The organism is Nonomuraea sp. NPDC051298 (assembly GCF_055586305.1).
Map to the genome: position 1 here is coordinate 33,140 of NZ_JBVJIM010000008.1, position 16,806 is coordinate 49,945.

Sequence of the window (16,806 nt, forward strand, 5' to 3'; positions counted from 1 at the left end):
ACTCCAGGGGGATCTGGCGGAGGCGGACGGGAATCGAACCCGCCGCGCCGAGTTGCTCGACGCCATCGGTTTTGAAGACCGAGAGGGCCACCAGGCACCCGGACGCCTCCGTTCGTGATCTTAGCCCTATCCGGCGCGGCACGACGCCGCAGCCCTCTGTCGTTACATCCGCACTTACGCCATGATCAACAGATCGGTACATTACGATCATGCAGCGATTGACGCACTACGCGCAGGGCGGCGGCTGTGCCTGCAAGATCCCAGCCGGGGAGTTGGAGAGCGTGCTCGCGGGCTTCGGCGCGGTGCCGCCCGACGATCCGCTGGGCGAACTGCTGGTCGGCACGGAGACCGGTGACGACGCGGCCGTCGTCCGAGTCCAGGGCGACACCGCGATCGTGAGCACGGCCGACTTCTTCACGCCGGTCGTCGATGACCCCTACGACTGGGGCCGGATCGCCGCCTCCAACGCGCTCTCGGATGTCTACGCCATGGGCGGGCGGCCGCTCGTCGCGCTCAACGTGCTGTGCTGGCCCCGGGACGGCCTGCCGTACGAGATCGCCAGGGAGGTGCTGCGGGGCGGCGCGGACGTCGCGCGGCAGGCCGGGTGCCACGTGGCGGGCGGGCACAGCGTGAACGGGCCGGAGCCCATGTACGGCATGGCGGTCACCGGGCTGGCCGACCCCGCGCGGCTGATGCGCAACGACGCGGGCCGCCCCGGGCTGCCGCTCTCGCTGACCAAGCCCATCGGCTCCGGCGTGCTGAACAACCGGCACAAGGCCACGGGCGAGGTGTTCCCGCAGGCGATCGAGGTCATGACCCGGCTCAACGCCGACGCCGGCCAGGCCGCTCTGGAGGCCGGCGTCCGCTGCGTCACCGATGTCACCGGCTTCGGTCTGCTGGGACACCTGTACAAGCTCGCCCGGGCCTCCGGCGTCACCGCGGTGATCGACGCGGCGGCCGTTCCGCTCATCGAGGGCGCCCGTGAGGCCGTGCGCGACGGCTACGTGCCGGGAGGCTCGCGCCGCAACCTGGACTGGGTGGCCCCGTACACCGACACCGGGGTGGTGGACGAGGAGACGCTCCTTCTCCTCGCCGACGCGCAGACCTCCGGGGGCCTGCTGGTCGCCGGGGAGATCCCGGGGGCTCCGGTGATCGGTGAGCTGATTCCCCGCGAGCGCCACACCGTCGTGATCCGCTGACCTCTGGCCGGTGTCCTGGACCGGGTGTACAACTAGGTAATGATCTTCAAAGGAGTTCGCAGGGGATCGACCTGGGCGGCGCTGGTGGCGTTGCTGCCGTCCTTGACCGCTTGTGCAGCAGGAGAGGCCGACGCGCGGGCGGAGGCCGCGCAGTCGGCCGGGCGACCGGGAAGCCTCGGCAATCCGCGGGTGCTGAATTGCGCGAACCGCAATGCCGAGTTCCCGGGGGAGAAGAACTCGAGCCGCGCCGCCGTGCCGGACGACCTCGTGGTGGGGCCGCTGGTCATCCCCGGACTGCTCGCGTGGGGCGGCGCCCGAGCCGAGGAGTACGGCAGCGACCACAGGTTCAAGGTCGGCGCGCTGGTCAGGAAGGGCAAGACGATCACGGTGTCCATCCCCGCGAAGTTCCACGACAGCGCGGGCCTGCTCTACTCCGAGCCGTCCAGGAATGCCCGTACCCCGGCCGAGGCCGACCACGCGGTGTCGTTCACCGCGTGCTCCGACCATGACACGGTCTTCGTGGGCGGCTTCTACGTGAAGGAACCCAGGTGCGTCCCGCTGGAGTTCCGGGTGCCGGGCGAGGCCGTCGTCCGGCGTGAGATCTCCTTCTTCAACGGCGCCTGCTGACCTGAGGAGTGACCTGAGGAGGCGCCGCCCGCGCGAGCGGCGGGCGGCGCCTCAGCCCAGGAACAACGAGGTGACGACGCCGGCGAACGCGACCGTGAGAACAACCAGCGCCAGCCGCCTGACCGGCTTCTCTCTGTCCATGAGCCAGTCGATCAGCCACATCGGCTCAGGGATCTCCACCAGGTCCTTCGACGGTGGCACGACCGCCACCATCACGAAACCCGGCCAGGTGAAGCCGATCGCGTACGCTAGTCCCGCCCACCACGGCACCAGCCCGGACAGCGTGACGCCGAGTGCCGCCCAGGTGAGCGAGGTGACCCTGAACGTGGTCAGGACCAGGCCGGTGTCCAGCCCCCACAGGAGCGCGCCCCTGGCCGGGCCGAACCGGTAGAAATGCTGCTGCGGAGTCTGGCGCCGCCACATGGGTGTGCGCAGCCCGAACAGGCCGGAGTCGATGACCAGGCAGGCGAGCATCACCGTCGCCGCGGTGAGCTTGGCTCCCGTCCCCGGCACTCCGCCGAACAGGCCGGAGCCGAGCAGGTGCACCAGCCCGTACATGGTCAGCGCGGAGAGGCTGAAGCCGAGCATGAGCATGAGGATCGGCCGATACATGGCCTTCTCCCCGGGAACTCTCCCCTGGACCAGGGGGCGGAGGTATCCGACGAAGGACAGGCCTCAAAAGCTGAACAACTGCGCGAAGCCCGCGCTCGCGATGAGCAGGAGCAACGCGAAGGTCACCCAGGTGTCAAAGGACACGGCATTCTCCATCCGGAGTGGCCGGCCAACGGCGTCGCGTCCGGCCGGCCACTCGGTTACCTGTTAGCAGCCGTTGGCGTTGACCGTCCAGCCGGCCGAGCAGATGAACGGGCCCGTGTAGCAGTCACCGCCCTTGGTGCACTCACCGCAGGCGTACCTCCGCTGGTACGGCGCCGAGCCGCTGCAGCATTGCCACACCTTCATGCTGTAACCCGACGGGCAGACGTACTGTCCGCTGCTGTTGGTGTTGCAGAACTTGTTGGGGAGGGCGAGGCTGCAGCAGCGCCAGTTCGCCGCCGCCGCCGGCTTGCTCATCACGGCCGCGCCGGCGACCGCACCGATCGCCGCGACGCCGACCCTGCCCATCCAGCCGAGGAATCCTCGCCTGCCCGATGAATCGGTTCCTTCCGACATCTTGTTGAGATGGTCCATGCTGGCCTCTCTGACCGTGGGGTGAATCGGATCAGTGCCGTACGGAAGGCTTGCCGGCCAGGTTGTGCTTGTAGGGGACAGGGGCGGCCGCGTACATCTGCCTGACCGTCGGCACCGTGTGGGCGCGTGTCAGCTTCCCCTCGGTGACGTGGAGTGCGACGGGTGTGATGTCGAGCCCGATGCTGTCGACGATGCGCTCCTCCTCGTCGAGGAGGACCCGCTCGCCGTACAGCCCGAACTCGGAGATGAACTCGTTGCCGTCCCCGGACACCGGGACAACCACGACCCACATCGATGGCGGCACCGCACCCCCACGCAGCGCCGATGCCAGGTTGTGGCAGGTCTCGCACTTGTTGGAGAGGAACAGCACCATGGCCCGCTCGGCCTCGTCGAGCGCCGCCGGCAGGCCGAAACTGCTCGGCCGGGCGCCTTCCAGGGTTCCCAACTCCACCGGGGTGGGCTTGTCCTCCATGTCGAGGTACGCCCGGATCTGCTTGACCTGCTGGAAAAGCTCCACCTGCGCGCCGATCTGGATGAACAGCACCACGGCCAGCAGGCAGATCACGATGAGCAGCACCGTCGTCATGCGGCGTGCACCTCCGCTTCGGGTTGGGTCGGGTCGGGAAGCACCATCCGGTCCTCCCGCAGCGGGCGCATCACGCGTAGTTCGGCCCTCAGTTTCCAGGCGACCAAGGCGAGCAGCGCCACGGCCAGGCCGAGCAGCCCCTCCTGCCCGGTCCAGGTCGGCGGGCTCGCCTCGGCCAGTGCGGCGAGCGCCAACCACAGCGGGAGGTACAGCACCTGGCGCCAGCCGAGCACGGCGCCGCTGTTCCCGAAACAACCGCACTTGATCTTCTCTCCGCGGCCCAGCGCGCGGATTCCGGCACCGGCGAACGCCAGCGCCAGCAGCGCGATGAGCACTCTGGGCCACACTGCGGACGGCGCCACCGTCAGTCCGGCCACGGCCAGCATCTCCACGGAGATCACCGCGATCGCGGCCTGCCTCGCCAGAGCCGCCGGACCGAGCCGTGCGATGGTCTGGCCGAGTTCGTGATGGGTAAGGATCTTTGACAGCGCCGCTATCAGGAAGACCACGATGAGTATGACCTGAGCTGCGGCTCCGGCCACGACTGCCGCATTAACGTTCATCCGTTACTCCCGTCAGGGTCGGATGAACGAAAAGTATGGTACCGGCCGAAAATGATCAACACTTGACAAGATCGTTCCGGCGGGATAGGTGTTCTGTCCCGTGATCCGAGGGAGCGTCATGACCGATCCTCAGATGGCAGGATGGTCTGGTATCGATGGGCGTGGATGGGCTGATCTCGAGGCGATCCGCGTCAGGCTGGAAGCGGGTGCCAACCCCAACTCGGGCGTCTACGCCTTCGGCGGTTACGAGGGGAAGCCCCTGCACTTCGCGGCCGAATGGGGGACTCCTGAGACGGTGGCCGAGCTGGCCCGGCCCCCGGCCTGTTCCCGATCCCAGCCGGGCACCCCGGCCTGACCTCCGACGTGGCTGCGACGGTCGCGGAGGCGCGGCGGCTGATCGCCGCGCTGGAGAACGTCGGCGACGACTACATGGGTGTGGCGTGCGTGGCGGATCTCACCGCGGCTGAGGCTGCGCGGCGGCTGCAAGCCCGGCCGGCCGACGACACCGCCATCGAGGCGGTCCTGGCTGATCCTTGGGCCGATCCCGATGCCCATCTGGGAATCGTCGGAATCACCGACGTCCCCGGCGGATGCGTCGTCACCCAACCCTGGGGATACGTCCCCTCCACCCCCGAAGTGACCTTGCCACTGTCCGAGGGAACTGTCTGCCACAGCCTGTTCGCCAACCCCAAGAGCGGCAGCCAAGGGCTGGTGAGCCGCGATGGAGCGATTGAGGACTCCGACACGAATCCCGGCGCCGGCGACGTTGGCGGACACCTGACGGCCGACGAGATTCTCGCCGAATACCTCTACCAAGGCGAGGCCGTGGCATATCTGTGTGCCATGGCGGGGCTGCGACTGCCTGACGCTCGGGCCGTCGTCGGCCCGCCGGATCTGTGGTTGCGGCTGCCGGAACGAGACCGCTGAAGCCGGAGTGCGCGGTGGTGCCCACACACGGACGCGCAGGGGGCGGCGTGGAATCGTTACCGAGGGGCGACCGTGGTGGGCTTGCCGGAGATTTCGCCGGAGGGGGTGATGTCGTCGATTATCTCGGTGGGCCCGGCGGCGGAGGCGGAAGCGGCAGTCGCAGCGCCAAGGCCGAGCGCGAAAAAGCCGGCCGCGGCCACGACGGAGAGCTTCTTGAGCAGTCTGGCGTGTGTCATGAGACCTCCTGTGCGAGACGAAGACGCAGGGGCGATCGTAAGGGACACAGAGATCGCGACACAATCCTCCGCATAGGGCAGGAAGGTGACGCTGATGAATCGGTAGCCTGACGAGTCATCTGTAAGGGATCTGCAACTCTGCGCTTCTATACATGCACATGTGAACCATGGCGCCAGAAGCCCGCACAAGGGCCGTGTTCCCGACGTCGTTCTCTACGTCATCGCCACGAATGGGCCCGGCCGCGTCGTCGCGCTGCCGGCTCCGTCAAGGGCGGGGAGTGTCTCCTGATGGCGTTGGAGATCGGATTTCTCGGCCCGTTGCAGGTCCTGGGCGGTGACGGACCGGTACGGGTCGTGGGGAGCCGGCGTATCGGTGTGCTGACCAGGCTGGCCATGAACGCCGGGCAGGCCGTGCACGCCGAGCGGATCCTCACCGACGTCTGGGGAGACGGCTCGGCGCTGACCGCGGGCAAGCAGCTTCACATCGTGATCTCCAAACTCCGTGAGACCCTCGGGCCCCACAGCGCTGAGGAGGTCATCCAGACGGTGCCCGGCGGTTACCGGCTCGCGCTCGAACCCGACCACGTCGACGCCCATCTGTTCGGCCGCCTGGTCAAACGCGCCCGCATCGCCCAGGCGCAAGAGGGCAGGGCCGCCGCGGACGCCCTGTTCCGCGCGGCGCTGCAGTTGTGGCGGGGGGAACCGCTGGCAGAGCTGGCCGCCCCCTGGGCGCGGATCGAAGCCACCCGTCTGGAGGAAGAACGCCTCACCGTCCTGGAAGACCACGCCGATCTGCGCCTGGCCGCCGGGGACCACCACGCGGTGGCCACCGACCTGGCCATGCACGTGCGGACCCACCCCCTGCGCGAACGTGCCGCCGCTCAGCTCATGCTCGCCCTGCACCGCGCCGGTCGTTCGCCCGAGGCGCTCGCGGTCTACCAGGACATCCGCCAGGTCATGGTCGGCGAACTCGGCATCGAACCCGGGGCCGAACTTCGCCGCCTGCACCAGGCCGTCCTGGTCAAGGACCCTGCCCTCGATCTGGCCGCGCCGGCCCAGCAGGTCACGGCGGGCGAGCCGTACGTCCCGGCCGAGATGCCCGCCGACACTCGTGCCTTCACCGCCCGCGCCGCCGAGATCGACCGCCTGCGCACCGCACTTGGGCCCGGCCGGGGGCCTGCCGTCACGGTGATCGACGGACCCGGCGGCGTCGGCAAGTCCGCCCTGGCCGTTCACGTCGCCCACGCGATGGCGGCCCGGTTCACCGACGGCGTCATCTACCTCAACCTGCACGGGTCCACTCCCGGTCTCGACCCGTTGCCCCCGGCTCAGGCCCTGCGCCATCTGCTGCGCTCTCTCGGTCTGGACGGCGCCGCCGTTCCCGCCGGTCAGGACGAGGCCGCCGCGCGTTACCGGTCACTGACGGCGACCTGCAACCTGCTGGTCATCCTGGACAACGCCCGTGACGTGCGCCAGATCCGCCCGCTCATCCCCGCCGGCGCCGGCTGCCGGGTGCTGATCACCTGCCGGGACCCGCTGGCCACTCTCGACAGCGCCCGCCGCCTCCACCTGGGCGCCCTGAACGCCGCCGACGCCGCCGCGCTCCTGTCCCGTTTGGCCGGACCCGACCGGGTACGCGCCGAACCGCAGGCGGCCGAGCGGGTCGTCCGCCTGTGCGGTGGCTTTCCTCTCGCCCTGCGGATCGTCGGCGCCCGCCTGGCCGCCCGCCCCGACTGGGCCCTGTCCGACCTGGAAGCGCGGCTGGCCGACGCCACCCGCCGCCTGGACGTGCTGGAGTACGCCGACCTGGCCGTCCGCGCCAGTATCGCGGTCAGCCACCACCACCTCCACGAAGAGCCCACCGGCCGTGACGCCGCCCGCCTGCTGCCCCTGCTCGGCCTGCTCGACCTGCCTGCCCACACCCCCGCCGCCACCGCCGCCCTGACCGGTTGGCCGCACCACCGCGCGGAGGCCGCCCTGGAACGCCTGCTGGACGCCCGCCTCCTCGAACCCGCCGGACCCGGCCGCTACCAGTTCCACGACCTGGTCGGCCTCTACGCCCGCGAACGAGCACACCAGGACCTGCCCGAGCAGGAACGCACCAACGCCGTACAGCGCGCGCTGCACCACTATCTGACCACCCTGTGGATGGCGAGCACCCTGTTCAACAACGAGCCCGTACCGCGCTGCCCCGTCGAACTGCCCGGCACCACCTTCCAGAACCCGGCCGAAGCCGAACGATGGGTCCACGACGAACGGGACAACCTGCTCACCGCCGCACAGCAGGCGTTGACCGGCCCCGACCCGGCGACCGCCGTCGGCCTGGTCATCGGACTGCACTGGCCCTTCTGCTACCAGGGCTGGCACACACAACTCGCCGACATCTACACCCACGCCATCGAGGTGGCCGACCATATCCAGGCGTGGGAGGACAAAGCCCAGCTCCGCAACTTCCTCGGCTGGGTACACCGAGACCAGGGCCGGTACGACGCCGCGATCGCCCAACTGGAGACGGCCCTCACCGACTGGGACCGCGCCGGCCTGCCCCGGCGGAAGGCCGGGGTGCTCAACAACCTCGGCATCATCAACACGATCGTGGGCCGTCTCGACGAGGCGCTCGGCTACTTGGAGTCCGCGTTGGCGCTCAACGACGACGCGGAACGCCCCGCGGCCGCGGCGGTGCTCCGCAACAACCGGGTGCACGTCTACTACCGGCAGGGGCGCTTCGACGAGGCGATCGCGGAAGCACGCCAGTTGGTGGAACTGTGGCCGAAGACGGACCCGCCCGCCGATGCGGGCATCGCACACGGTTCGCTGGGCGACGCCTACCGCCATGCAGGTCGGCTGACCGAGGCGGTGGAGAGCTACACGACGGCCGTGCGGCTGCTCCACGAGTCGGGATACCGACTGAAGGAAGCCGTGTCACGCTGGTGGTTCGGCACCACGCTGCACGGCCTCGAACGGCACGGCGAGGCACGGAGGCAGTGGGAGGAGTCCGTCCGCCTGCTGCGCGACGCCCGCCTGCTCACCCCAGGGGAGGCGGCCGAGATCCTCGCCCAGCCCGTGCCGGAAACGCCCCAGCCGATCAAGAACATGCTCTGACCCGCGCTCCGGCGCGTGCCCGACCGCCGCGTGGCCGCGGCCGACGGCGGATCGGCAGGTGGCGGGCACTTCTTCGAGGTCGGCGCGCAGGTCGGGGCCGGGGCCGGGGTCGGGGTTGCTAGGCGGGCCAGCGGCCGGCGGTTCTGGCGGTCTCGATCGCGGCGCGGCCTGCCGGGCGCATCCGGCCGGCGGCCGTCAGCGCCTCGGCCTTCGCGACGTTGATGCTGGACCAAGGGCTTCGGCGGGTGCGCGGCGAGTAGCGCTGCAGGTAGTAGTCGCCGTCGAACGCCCTGCGGTGGCTGTCGATCCAGCCGTGACACAGAGCTTCGTCCAGGGCCTCGTCGAGGGTGACGGTCGTCGCGTCGCCGTTCTTCTTGGCGATCATCAGCCAGACGTCGCGGGCGGTCTCGTGGTGCTCGGCGAGCCAGGCCCTCCAGGCGGCGGCGTCGTCCAGGAGCAGGGCGTTGTCGGTCATCGTGGTCAGCCTTCCGTTCGACGGCCTGTGAGATCGATGCTCTCAAGCAAAGTGCTCACCATATGAACACTTTTCTGACCTCGTCGGAGCGTGAGAGCGGATGGCATACCTCCGGCATACCACCCCTCCCTACCGTCACTCCTGCTGAACGGTGCGTCTCCGCACAGAAAGGAGTTCCGATGGCGTCGGCCAGACCCTCGACCTGCCGCACGGCCTCGACACCCTCGTCGGCCAGGAAGGGCACCAACTGTCGGGCGGCGAGCGCCGGTGTCCGGCGGTGGCCAGGGCGCGCTCGTAGGCACACCCGCTACGGCTGCCAGCTACGCAGTGCCAGGTCGGCGATGTCCTGGAGTTCGTCGTGACCGAGGCCGCCGGCCGCCTGGACGGCGATGCCGAATGCCACCGCCATGACGTATCGGGCGAGTCGCCCCGGGTCGGCGTCGCGCGGGAGGTCGCCCTCCTCGACGGCGCGCCGGAAGCGCTCCTCGAGGCGTAGACCCGCGTCGTTCCGCCAGCCGACGAGCAGGTCGTGCGCGGGCCGGCCTCCGTCGCTCGCCGCCAGCGCGCCCTGCACCGTCAGGCATCCGGGATGACCTTCGGAAAGGGTGGTGGTCCGAACCGCTCCACGCAGGAGCGCCTCGGCCACCCCCCGTGCGGTCGGCTCCTCCCGGGCGCGTGTCGCGTAGGAGGCCGGACCCTCGTGGTAGCGCTCCAGCGCCTTGCGGAACAACTGCTCCTTGTTGCCGAAGGCCGCGTACATGCTCGTCTTGGTGATCCCCATGGCCCCGGTCAGATCGGAGAGGGTCGCCCCCTCGTATCCCCGCTCCCAGAACACCCGCATGGCGCGCTCCAGCGCCTCGTCGATGTCGAACTCCCTGGGCCGGCCCATGACAGTGCTCCGGGAATCACCCATGCCACAATTGTACTCCTCGGTACGGAATGGAGCCGAGACGCTGGTCATGTCGGCGGGCGAGACGACGACGCACCCTGTGAGCGAGGGAAGGAGACGACGTGGCCTGGAGCACACGCGAACTCGCGGAGCTGGCCGGCACCACGGTGAACACCATCCGGCACTACCACCGGCTCGGCCTGCTCGACGAGCCCGAGCGCAGGTACAACGGCTACAAACAGTACGGAGTGCAGGATCTCGTGCGCCTCCTGCGCCTCCGACGGCTCGCCGATCTCGGCGTGCCCCTCTCGCGGATCGGAGAAGTCGGCGCGGGCGGGGACAGCACCCCGGACGCACTGCGACAGCTCGACGCCGAACTCGCGGCACGCATCGAGCACCTGCAGAGAGCGCGGTCCGACATCGCGGCCATCCTGCGTGGCAGCGCGCCGGCCGACGTGCCGGCGGGGTTCGAGTCCGTCGCCGCACGCCTGTCCGAGGCCGACAGCTCGATCATCCACATCTACACGCAGCTCTACGACGAGGATGCGATGAAGGACGTGCGGCGCATGGTGGAGGCCGACACCGGCTCCATCGGCGCCGACATCGACGCCTTGTCGCCCGACGCGGACGAGGCGACCCGGCAGCGACTCGCGGAAAAGCTCGCGCCGATCCTCGCCCAGAACCTCGTCGACTACCCCTGGCTGAGCGATCCGGCGGCGCATCTGTCGAAGAGTGAACACGTCACGCGGCAGACGTTCATCGAAGCGGTGGTCGAGTTGTACAACACCGCCCAACTCGACGTGCTGCGCCGCGCCAGCATCCTCGCGCACGAGCAGCCGCGCGTCGCGCGCGAGGCGAACGGCGACGACTGACAGTCGCCTTCCACGGGGTTTGACCATGTTCCAAGGACACGGTCTCTACTGGGGCTCCAGTCGAAACAGATCGCCGATATGCGCGAGACGCCGCCCGAGGAGCCCTCGTGAATCCCGTCGAGACCCTTGTCCGCAACTTCCAAGATCTCGTGGCCCAGGTTCCCGACCTCGTCCAGCCCTTCATCGTCCTGCTCGCCGGAATGATCCCGTTCATCGAGGGCGAGGGGGCGTCGCCGATCGGCGTCCTGGGTGGGATTCATCCCATCGTCGCCGGCATCGCCGCGGCCTCGGGGAACTTCCTCAGCGTTCTCGCGGTCGTGCTGCTCGGCACACGCGTCCGTACCACCGCGGCGGCTCGTCGCGCGGGCCGGATCGAGACGCCCGCGGAGCCCAAGCCCGAGTCGAAGGGACGCCGGCGCTTCCGTAGGTACCTGGTCCGGTTCGGCGTGCCCGGCGCGAGCCTCCTCGGGCCCCTGGCAATTCCCACCCAGTTCACCTCCGCCATGCTCGTCGCCTCCGGCACGCCGCGAGGGTGGGTCCTGCTGTGGCAGGCGGTGGCGATCGTGGTCTGGACGACCGTGACCACGACCCTGTCCTGGGGCATGCTCACGGCCCTGCTGGCCTGAACACACCGCGGCGGATCTTCGTCGTGACGTCAGCGCCCTCCCGATCGACAGAACCGATCCACGACAGAAAGAAGTGACCGATGAATCAACAACCTGAAGAACCGTTCGCCGGCGGCGGGACCGAGACGCCCGGCGAGGCGGAACGGCTCGGCGCTCCGACCCTGGCGGAGGATCTCCTGCTCCTCCTGTTCCAGGCGGGCACCGGGACCATCGCAGGCGAGAACACCCTCTTCTACACCCTCGCAGGAGCGGTGCTCGCGGATCTCGCCCTCGGCCATCACGTCCGAACCGACACCGGCAGGGGCGGGGCGACACTGGTGGAAGCCGTCGAGGACCGCCCGCCGTCGGACGAGATCCTCCGCTCCGCATGGGACTACGTCTCCCGGAAGCCCCGAGGCGTCCAGACGGTCCTCGCGGCCATCGGGCCGACGCTGCGCGGCCCGCTGCTGGACAGGCTCGTCGAACGCGGCGACATCCGCCGCGGAAGCCGCAAGACGCTCGGCCTGTTCAACACGACGGTCCTCGAGGACGGTGGGAGCGGGCGCCGGTCCCGGCTCCTCGAGGACGTCCGCGACGTGCTCGTCGAGGGCGCGGAGCCGCAGCCCCGTACCGCCGCGCTCGCGGCACTGCTCTCGGGAAGCGGGACGCTTCCCCAGTTCCACCGCGAGATCCCCTGGACCTCTCCCGTGATCACCCGCGCCAAGGAGCTCGAGCAAGGCAACTGGGGCGCCGGAGCCGCCGCCGAAGCGGTCGCGCGCACCGTCACCGCAACCATCGTCAACAACGTCGTCATCGCGGCGGCCGTGCTTCCGCAGAACTGAAGTCGACATCCGGACCGAACGCGCCGACCGAGGTTGCCATGCCGCTGCACAGATACAGCCCTTACGACCGATCACCCTGTTCCGCGACAACCTGACGAGACCGTTCAGAGTTCAGCCAGTATTCAAAGAGCCAACTCGTGGATTTGAGCACAGCGGGATCCCCGTGCGGCTGAGGCCAGATCTGCAGAAGGTAGTGCTCATCCATCTCCTCCGCGCTTTCCTCGTCCATACCTTTGGCGTGGTATCGCAATCGATACGTTCCGGGGCCGGCGGGCAACGGCGGAAGAACATGCGTCGTTCCCCCTCCCCATTCCTCCAGAGAAACCCGGCCCGATGGGGACTCGTAGCTGATCTCGACGATGTCCTCGTAGCCATCGAAGTCAGCACCCGGATCTCCATCGGCGACGGCCACTGTGAATCCCATCGGCCCCCACTGAAGGCCCACGGTCAGGAGGGCGGTGCCTTCCCCCAGTTGGATGATCCCGACAGGGTGGCTGCTCGGCCCGTCATAAACCTGGCCCGCGCTGCACCCATCGTCCACGAGATAGGTCTGGTGGTAATCCACCAGCACGTCCAGCTCCACGGCATGCACAACAGGAGTCTCATCCGCGCTCATGGGTGGAGCATAGGATCCGTCGGTGACAAGATCCGCGATTCCAGAGCTGACGGTTGCCTGGTTGTACAACCTACGGCTGTGGGCGCCAAGTGCCGTCGAGGGGGATGCCGGCGGCGGCCGCGATCTTGTTGCGTGACTCGACCAGGCGGGTCCTCAGCGCCGCCAGGTCCACGTCCACGAGCATGCCGTCGCGTTTGACCGCGCGGCCGGCGACGAGGACGGTGTCGACCAGGCGGGGATGGCCGGCGCTGACGATGCCGGCGGCCGGGTCGGTGACCGGGAAGACGGTCAGGTCGTCGGCGCGCAGCAGGATGAGGTCGGCGTCCTTGCCGGGTGTGATGCTGCCGGTTCGGGCGTCGAGTCCGCACGACCGGGCGGCGTCGATGGTGGCGAACGACAGCAGGTCCTGGGAGCGCAGGCCGCCGTCCAGGCCGCGCTGCACGGCGAAGGCGGTGCGCATGGTGGAGAACATGTCGCCGCCGGCCGACGGGACGTCGTCGACGGACAGCGTCGGGCGCAGGCCGGCCGCCAGCGCCCGGCCGGTCATCGGCCAGCCGAACCCCATCTTCAGCTCGACGTCCGGGCTGATCGACACCGAACTGCCCGCGTCGGCGAGCATCCGCAACTCCTCGTCGCTGATGCCGTTGGCGTGCACGAACGTGGTGGTGTCCCGCAGCAGGCCGTGCTCGCGCAACTCGGCGACCGGGCGCCGCGTACCGTCGGAGACGATGTGCAGGCTGGTGCGCAGGCCGAGTTCGGCCGCCAGCTCCAGCTCCTTGCCGACGGTTTCCACGCTGGTGTCCTCGGGCCCGCGCAGCCCCAGCGCCATGGTGACCAGGCCGTCTCCGGCGTTGGGGCCGGCGCGGACGCGGCGGATCTCGGCGTCGACGGGGTCGGGGGTGCCCCATCCGGCGCCGAGGCAGAAGATCGACCGCCCCGGTGTGTCCCGCAGCGCGGCGACGGCGGCGTCCTCGTGCTCGTGGCTCTGCGCGATGTGGTACCAGTCCAGCATCGTGGTCACGCCGGAGTGCAGGGCCTCCAAGCGGCCGAGCAGGGTGCGCCAACTGGAGGAAGCTGGGGTCATCCGCGGATACCGGGCGCTGATCGATCCCGCTGCGGTGGGCCGGAGTCTGCGGGTGTTCGCCGGGGTACGGCTGATGCGGCACACCCGAACGGACGTGGTCGCGTTCGAGCGTGCGGTCAGTCGGCTGCCCGAGGTGGTCGCGTGCCACCACATCACCGGCAACTTCGACTATCTGCTCCAGGTCGAGGTCGCCGACCTGCCCGCCTATGAGGACTTCCACGCCAACCGGATGGCCGACCTGCCCGGCGTGGCCACGGTGACCAGCTACGTCACCATGGAGACGCTCTCCGCCGACAGCATAGACCCAGGCGGTCAAGCTTTCTGACGGTCGCGTGGTCGTTCGTTTCCTGCGGGGGCATGGACGGGCGGGGAGGCCAGGCGGTGGTGGGGCAGCGGAGCTTCTGGCGGACTTCTCGCGAGGCCCGCCGGAAGCGCATCTTGCGTCTTCAGCCGACGGTCTTCAGCCGACGAGGCCGGGGGCCTCCTCGCTGATGGGCAACGTCGTGAGGGCGGCCGGCGTCTCGTTCTGAGGCCGCTGATGCTTCATGCGTAGCCGCCGCCAGGCGGTGGTCCACGCCTGCAGGTCCTCTTCGGAGCCGGAGCAGGCCCAGACGAAGGCCCGTACCAGCTTCTCGGGCGGCAGGTGGGAGGACTTCAGAGCTTCACACAACGTGCTGGCTCCGAACGCCTTGCGAGCGCGTCGGACGATTTCCCGATAGCTGGGCTCGCCCGCCCAGATCCGGTACTGCTTCAGCAGCTCCACGAACTCGGCGGGAGTCCGCGCGGACAGCGGATCCGGCTTCAGAACATAGCCGGGAAGGTCTGCCGGCGGCCCGAACGGCAATTCCGGCGGCCCGCTGGCCTCCGCCTGGTTCGGCCGTTGACCGCTGAGGCTTCCGGCGATGTGGGACTCTATCGCCGTGGTCGTGGCAGCGGCACGAGCGACCCCCGCCTCAGCCATCACGCGCTTGTACTGCTGCTCAGTGAGGTTGTGCTGCTGCTCGGTGAGCCTCAGCCTCCTTTCCGCCTGCGCGCGCCGGGAATCGGCGTGCGTCAGCTCTTCTTCGGCACGCACGCGTTGGGCGTCAGTTCGCCCCAGTTCCTCTATCGCGTCCCGGTACCGGGCGTCGGCGTGCGCCAGGTCGTCCTCGGCACTCGCGCTACGACCGTCGGCCTCCGCCAGCCCTCCCTCCGCCCGCGCGACCGCGCTGTTCTCTCTGGCGTCCAGAGACCCGACTCTCGCGTACGCCTGGTCGGCTTCTTCCGCCAGGACCCGTACGGCGCGTATTCGGTCCTTCTTGGCCAGGGTCAGAGCCAGTGCCGCCTGCTCGCGGTCTTCTTCGGCCGTCGCCAGGAGCCGGGCGGCGCGCTTGTGCTGCTTCTCGGCGGCGGCCAGGGTTCCCAGTGCGCGCGTGCGGTCCTCTTCCGCCACCGCCAAGGTCTGCAACGCCTCCCGCAGCCGGAACAACGAGTTGTCCGCCGCTCCTTTCCCTGCCGGGCGCTGGGGCTCTTCCCCGCCCTTGCGAACCACCATTCGCTCAGATCGTCTTCGACCGGGGAAGGAACCGCTGCGTGGCCTTGACCGCCACCGCGGCGGTGCCCGCGATCAGCGCGAGAGCCACCTCCGGCTCGTAGCCCAGACGCAGCAGTGTCACCGTGAACACGATGACGATGATCAGGATGACGACGCCGGCACCCGGGAATCGGAAACGAACAGAGAACATCGAGAGGATCACCTACTTTTGAAGGCTCGACCACGGAAAGGCCCCAAACAACCTTGTGATCCCATCGGCGCCAACCGTCCGGAATCAGGGGCGTTGAACCAATGATGGCCCACGCCGCACGCCTGTTCGGCTCCATGCGCGGAATCGGGGAAACGCTGGTGAGCACGGATGTTCACAGACGTTCACCACTGTTCGGTGGCGTTCAGAGTTGGACACCGCTATTCGTGAACGTGCGAATATGCCACACACGCTACCGATGTCTATTTTGCACCGCTTCAATAGAGGAAAGTTCGCCTGAGCGCTGGTGAGCTTTTCGGAGGGGATCATCCGTCTCGACCACGGAACACCTCGACCTCGGGGGCCTGCTGCGCCAACAGCGGGCCCCTTCTCTGTGGCCCTGTGCCACCAACCGCTGTTCGCGGGCTTGACCGGGATCAGCCGGGCGTCCGTACGGGGCGAGTGCTGCGGCGGGAACGGGTGCGGGCCGCGCCGCCGAGACGTGCATCTGATCATCCAGCCGAGGCGGGCGCTCGGCGCGACTGGCTTCGGGGGCGAACCGGGCCGGGTCGAACTCCTGCCCTAAGATCCAGATGGCCTGGCCCGCGCAGACGGCGGCGCTGGAACGCCTGGTCAGAGCGGCCACGACGCCTCTGTCGGAGTCTCCATATAGAGATAGTTCAGTAGAAATCAAACGACATATGGAAAGATGCCGATCCCTAGGCGTGCGTCGGCTCCGCGTCGGCTCGGGGAAGGAAATGGTACGGCATCGTGTCAGATCGTGATCATGGGGCATTTGCGGCAAGCGGCGATAATCCACCTCCCGGTGGAGGGGCGGCACAGCCTCAGCAGCCCGCTCCGCAGGGACCCTGGGGGCCGCAGGGACAGCCAGGGTACGGGCCGTCGTCAGGCCAGGGCGTCCCCGGCTACGGCCCCCAGCAGGGCCCCGGCCACCAGGAACACGGCCAACACCACCAGCAGGCGCACTGGCCGCAGCCTGGCCAGGGCGGTCCGCCTCCTGGCACCGACGGCTACGGGCCATCGCCCAGCCCCGGCCCCGGGCCGTACGGCCGGGGCGCGGGTCACCACGGCCAGGGTCAGCCACAGCCTGGCGGCCAGAGCCACCACCAGCAGCCTTACGGCCAGGGCCAGCCGCAGCCGCACGGGCAGAGCCACCAGCCCTACGGCCAGGGCCACCAGCAGCCTTACGGTCAAGGCCAGTCGCAGCAGCCGCACGGGCAGAGCCGGCAGCAGCCCTACGGGCCGAACCCGGG

General features: G+C 69.2%; 22 protein-coding genes and 1 tRNA gene. 10 read left to right on the plus strand and 13 right to left on the minus strand.

The features are described from left to right. Positions 1-14: 14 nt before the first annotated feature. Positions 15-110 (minus strand) — tRNA-Sec (locus ACZ6S0_RS23510). 99 nt (positions 111-209) lie between these two features. Between ACZ6S0_RS23510 and selD the strand changes: the two genes are divergently transcribed. Both selD and ACZ6S0_RS23520 read left to right on the plus strand, forming a co-directional pair. Further along, positions 210-1,199, plus strand: coding sequence for a selenide, water dikinase SelD (gene selD, locus ACZ6S0_RS23515; RefSeq protein ID WP_465921291.1), 990 nt, complete (start codon positions 210-212; stop codon positions 1,197-1,199). A 39-nt stretch (positions 1,200-1,238) separates the two neighbouring features. Beyond that, entirely contained in the window at positions 1,239-1,826 is a 588-nt protein-coding gene (locus ACZ6S0_RS23520) for a hypothetical protein (protein ID WP_465921292.1), read from the plus strand. A gap of 51 nt (positions 1,827-1,877) precedes the next feature. Here the strand turns inward: ACZ6S0_RS23520 and ACZ6S0_RS23525 are convergent, their stop codons facing one another. From ACZ6S0_RS23525 to ACZ6S0_RS23540, 4 genes are all read right to left on the minus strand, one after another. After that, positions 1,878-2,438, minus strand: coding sequence for a hypothetical protein (locus tag ACZ6S0_RS23525; protein WP_465921296.1), 561 nt, complete (start codon positions 2,436-2,438; stop codon positions 1,878-1,880). A 207-nt stretch (positions 2,439-2,645) separates the two neighbouring features. After that, the gene (locus tag ACZ6S0_RS23530) at positions 2,646-3,014 is read right to left on the minus strand and encodes a hypothetical protein (protein WP_465921299.1); all 369 of its coding nucleotides are present in this window, start codon (positions 3,012-3,014) and stop codon (positions 2,646-2,648) included. Positions 3,015-3,045: 31 nt separating this feature from the next. Next, a complete protein-coding gene (locus ACZ6S0_RS23535) occupies positions 3,046-3,600 on the minus strand; it encodes a hypothetical protein (protein ID WP_465921301.1) in 555 nt (184 codons plus the stop codon). Further along, on the minus strand, positions 3,597-4,163 hold the full coding sequence (locus ACZ6S0_RS23540; RefSeq protein ID WP_465921302.1) for a MauE/DoxX family redox-associated membrane protein: 567 nt from the start codon (positions 4,161-4,163) through the stop codon (positions 3,597-3,599). Before ACZ6S0_RS23540 ends, ACZ6S0_RS23535 begins: the two co-directional genes overlap by 4 nt. 118 nt (positions 4,164-4,281) lie before the next feature. On the opposite strand from ACZ6S0_RS23540, the gene ACZ6S0_RS23545 reads away from it, so the two are divergent. Continuing rightward, a complete protein-coding gene (locus ACZ6S0_RS23545; RefSeq protein WP_465921306.1) occupies positions 4,282-4,518 on the plus strand; it encodes a hypothetical protein in 237 nt (78 codons plus the stop codon). A gap of 8 nt (positions 4,519-4,526) precedes the next feature. Then, a complete protein-coding gene (locus ACZ6S0_RS23550; RefSeq protein WP_465921307.1) occupies positions 4,527-5,090 on the plus strand; it encodes a hypothetical protein in 564 nt (187 codons plus the stop codon). Positions 5,091-5,146: 56 nt separating this feature from the next. Here the strand turns inward: ACZ6S0_RS23550 and ACZ6S0_RS23555 are convergent, their stop codons facing one another. Next, positions 5,147-5,326 carry a hypothetical protein gene (locus tag ACZ6S0_RS23555; RefSeq protein WP_465921308.1) on the minus strand — a complete coding sequence of 60 codons (180 nt, stop codon included), beginning with the start codon at positions 5,324-5,326 and terminating at the stop codon, positions 5,147-5,149. Between the two features lie 288 nt (positions 5,327-5,614). Between ACZ6S0_RS23555 and ACZ6S0_RS23560 the strand changes: the two genes are divergently transcribed. Further along, on the plus strand, positions 5,615-8,428 hold the full coding sequence (locus ACZ6S0_RS23560; protein WP_465921310.1) for an AfsR/SARP family transcriptional regulator: 2,814 nt from the start codon (positions 5,615-5,617) through the stop codon (positions 8,426-8,428). A 118-nt stretch (positions 8,429-8,546) separates the two neighbouring features. Here the strand turns inward: ACZ6S0_RS23560 and ACZ6S0_RS23565 are convergent, their stop codons facing one another. Continuing rightward, positions 8,547-8,903, minus strand: coding sequence for a YdeI/OmpD-associated family protein (locus ACZ6S0_RS23565; protein ID WP_465921311.1), 357 nt, complete (start codon positions 8,901-8,903; stop codon positions 8,547-8,549). A 151-nt stretch (positions 8,904-9,054) separates the two neighbouring features. On the opposite strand from ACZ6S0_RS23565, the gene ACZ6S0_RS23570 reads away from it, so the two are divergent. Beyond that, a complete protein-coding gene (locus ACZ6S0_RS23570; RefSeq protein ID WP_465921312.1) occupies positions 9,055-9,201 on the plus strand; it encodes a hypothetical protein in 147 nt (48 codons plus the stop codon). Between the two features lie 9 nt (positions 9,202-9,210). Here the strand turns inward: ACZ6S0_RS23570 and ACZ6S0_RS23575 are convergent, their stop codons facing one another. Beyond that, positions 9,211-9,816, minus strand: a complete 606-nt coding sequence (locus tag ACZ6S0_RS23575) for a TetR/AcrR family transcriptional regulator (protein ID WP_465921313.1) — start codon at positions 9,814-9,816, stop codon at positions 9,211-9,213. 98 nt (positions 9,817-9,914) lie between these two features. Between ACZ6S0_RS23575 and ACZ6S0_RS23580 the strand changes: the two genes are divergently transcribed. From ACZ6S0_RS23580 to ACZ6S0_RS23590, 3 genes are all read left to right on the plus strand, one after another. Then, positions 9,915-10,664, plus strand: coding sequence for a MerR family transcriptional regulator (locus ACZ6S0_RS23580; protein ID WP_465921316.1), 750 nt, complete (start codon positions 9,915-9,917; stop codon positions 10,662-10,664). Between the two features lie 107 nt (positions 10,665-10,771). Further along, complete coding sequence (locus tag ACZ6S0_RS23585; protein WP_465921318.1) at positions 10,772-11,290, plus strand: hypothetical protein; 519 nt, start codon at positions 10,772-10,774, stop codon at positions 11,288-11,290. A gap of 80 nt (positions 11,291-11,370) precedes the next feature. Further along, complete coding sequence (locus ACZ6S0_RS23590) at positions 11,371-12,111, plus strand: GOLPH3/VPS74 family protein (RefSeq protein ID WP_465921320.1); 741 nt, start codon at positions 11,371-11,373, stop codon at positions 12,109-12,111. 61 nt (positions 12,112-12,172) lie between these two features. Here the strand turns inward: ACZ6S0_RS23590 and ACZ6S0_RS23595 are convergent, their stop codons facing one another. Together ACZ6S0_RS23595 and ACZ6S0_RS23600 are read right to left on the minus strand one after the other, a co-directional pair. Continuing rightward, positions 12,173-12,727 (minus strand): hypothetical protein, encoded by a 555-nt coding sequence (locus ACZ6S0_RS23595; protein WP_465921322.1) that lies wholly within the window; start codon positions 12,725-12,727, stop codon positions 12,173-12,175. A 70-nt stretch (positions 12,728-12,797) separates the two neighbouring features. Then, complete coding sequence (locus ACZ6S0_RS23600; RefSeq protein WP_465921324.1) at positions 12,798-13,811, minus strand: amidohydrolase family protein; 1,014 nt, start codon at positions 13,809-13,811, stop codon at positions 12,798-12,800. 34 nt (positions 13,812-13,845) lie between these two features. Between ACZ6S0_RS23600 and ACZ6S0_RS23605 the strand changes: the two genes are divergently transcribed. Continuing rightward, positions 13,846-14,136, plus strand: a complete 291-nt coding sequence (locus ACZ6S0_RS23605) for an Lrp/AsnC ligand binding domain-containing protein (protein ID WP_465921325.1) — start codon at positions 13,846-13,848, stop codon at positions 14,134-14,136. Between the two features lie 135 nt (positions 14,137-14,271). Here the strand turns inward: ACZ6S0_RS23605 and ACZ6S0_RS23610 are convergent, their stop codons facing one another. The 3 genes from ACZ6S0_RS23610 to ACZ6S0_RS23620 form a co-directional block, all read right to left on the minus strand. After that, positions 14,272-15,345 (minus strand): hypothetical protein, encoded by a 1,074-nt coding sequence (locus ACZ6S0_RS23610; protein ID WP_465921326.1) that lies wholly within the window; start codon positions 15,343-15,345, stop codon positions 14,272-14,274. Positions 15,346-15,349: 4 nt separating this feature from the next. Further along, complete coding sequence (locus tag ACZ6S0_RS23615; RefSeq protein WP_465921328.1) at positions 15,350-15,535, minus strand: hypothetical protein; 186 nt, start codon at positions 15,533-15,535, stop codon at positions 15,350-15,352. 903 nt (positions 15,536-16,438) lie between these two features. Then, positions 16,439-16,768: a hypothetical protein gene (locus ACZ6S0_RS23620; RefSeq protein ID WP_465921330.1), complete on the minus strand. Its 330-nt coding sequence runs from the start codon at positions 16,766-16,768 to the stop codon at positions 16,439-16,441. Between the last annotated feature and the right edge of the window lie 38 nt (positions 16,769-16,806).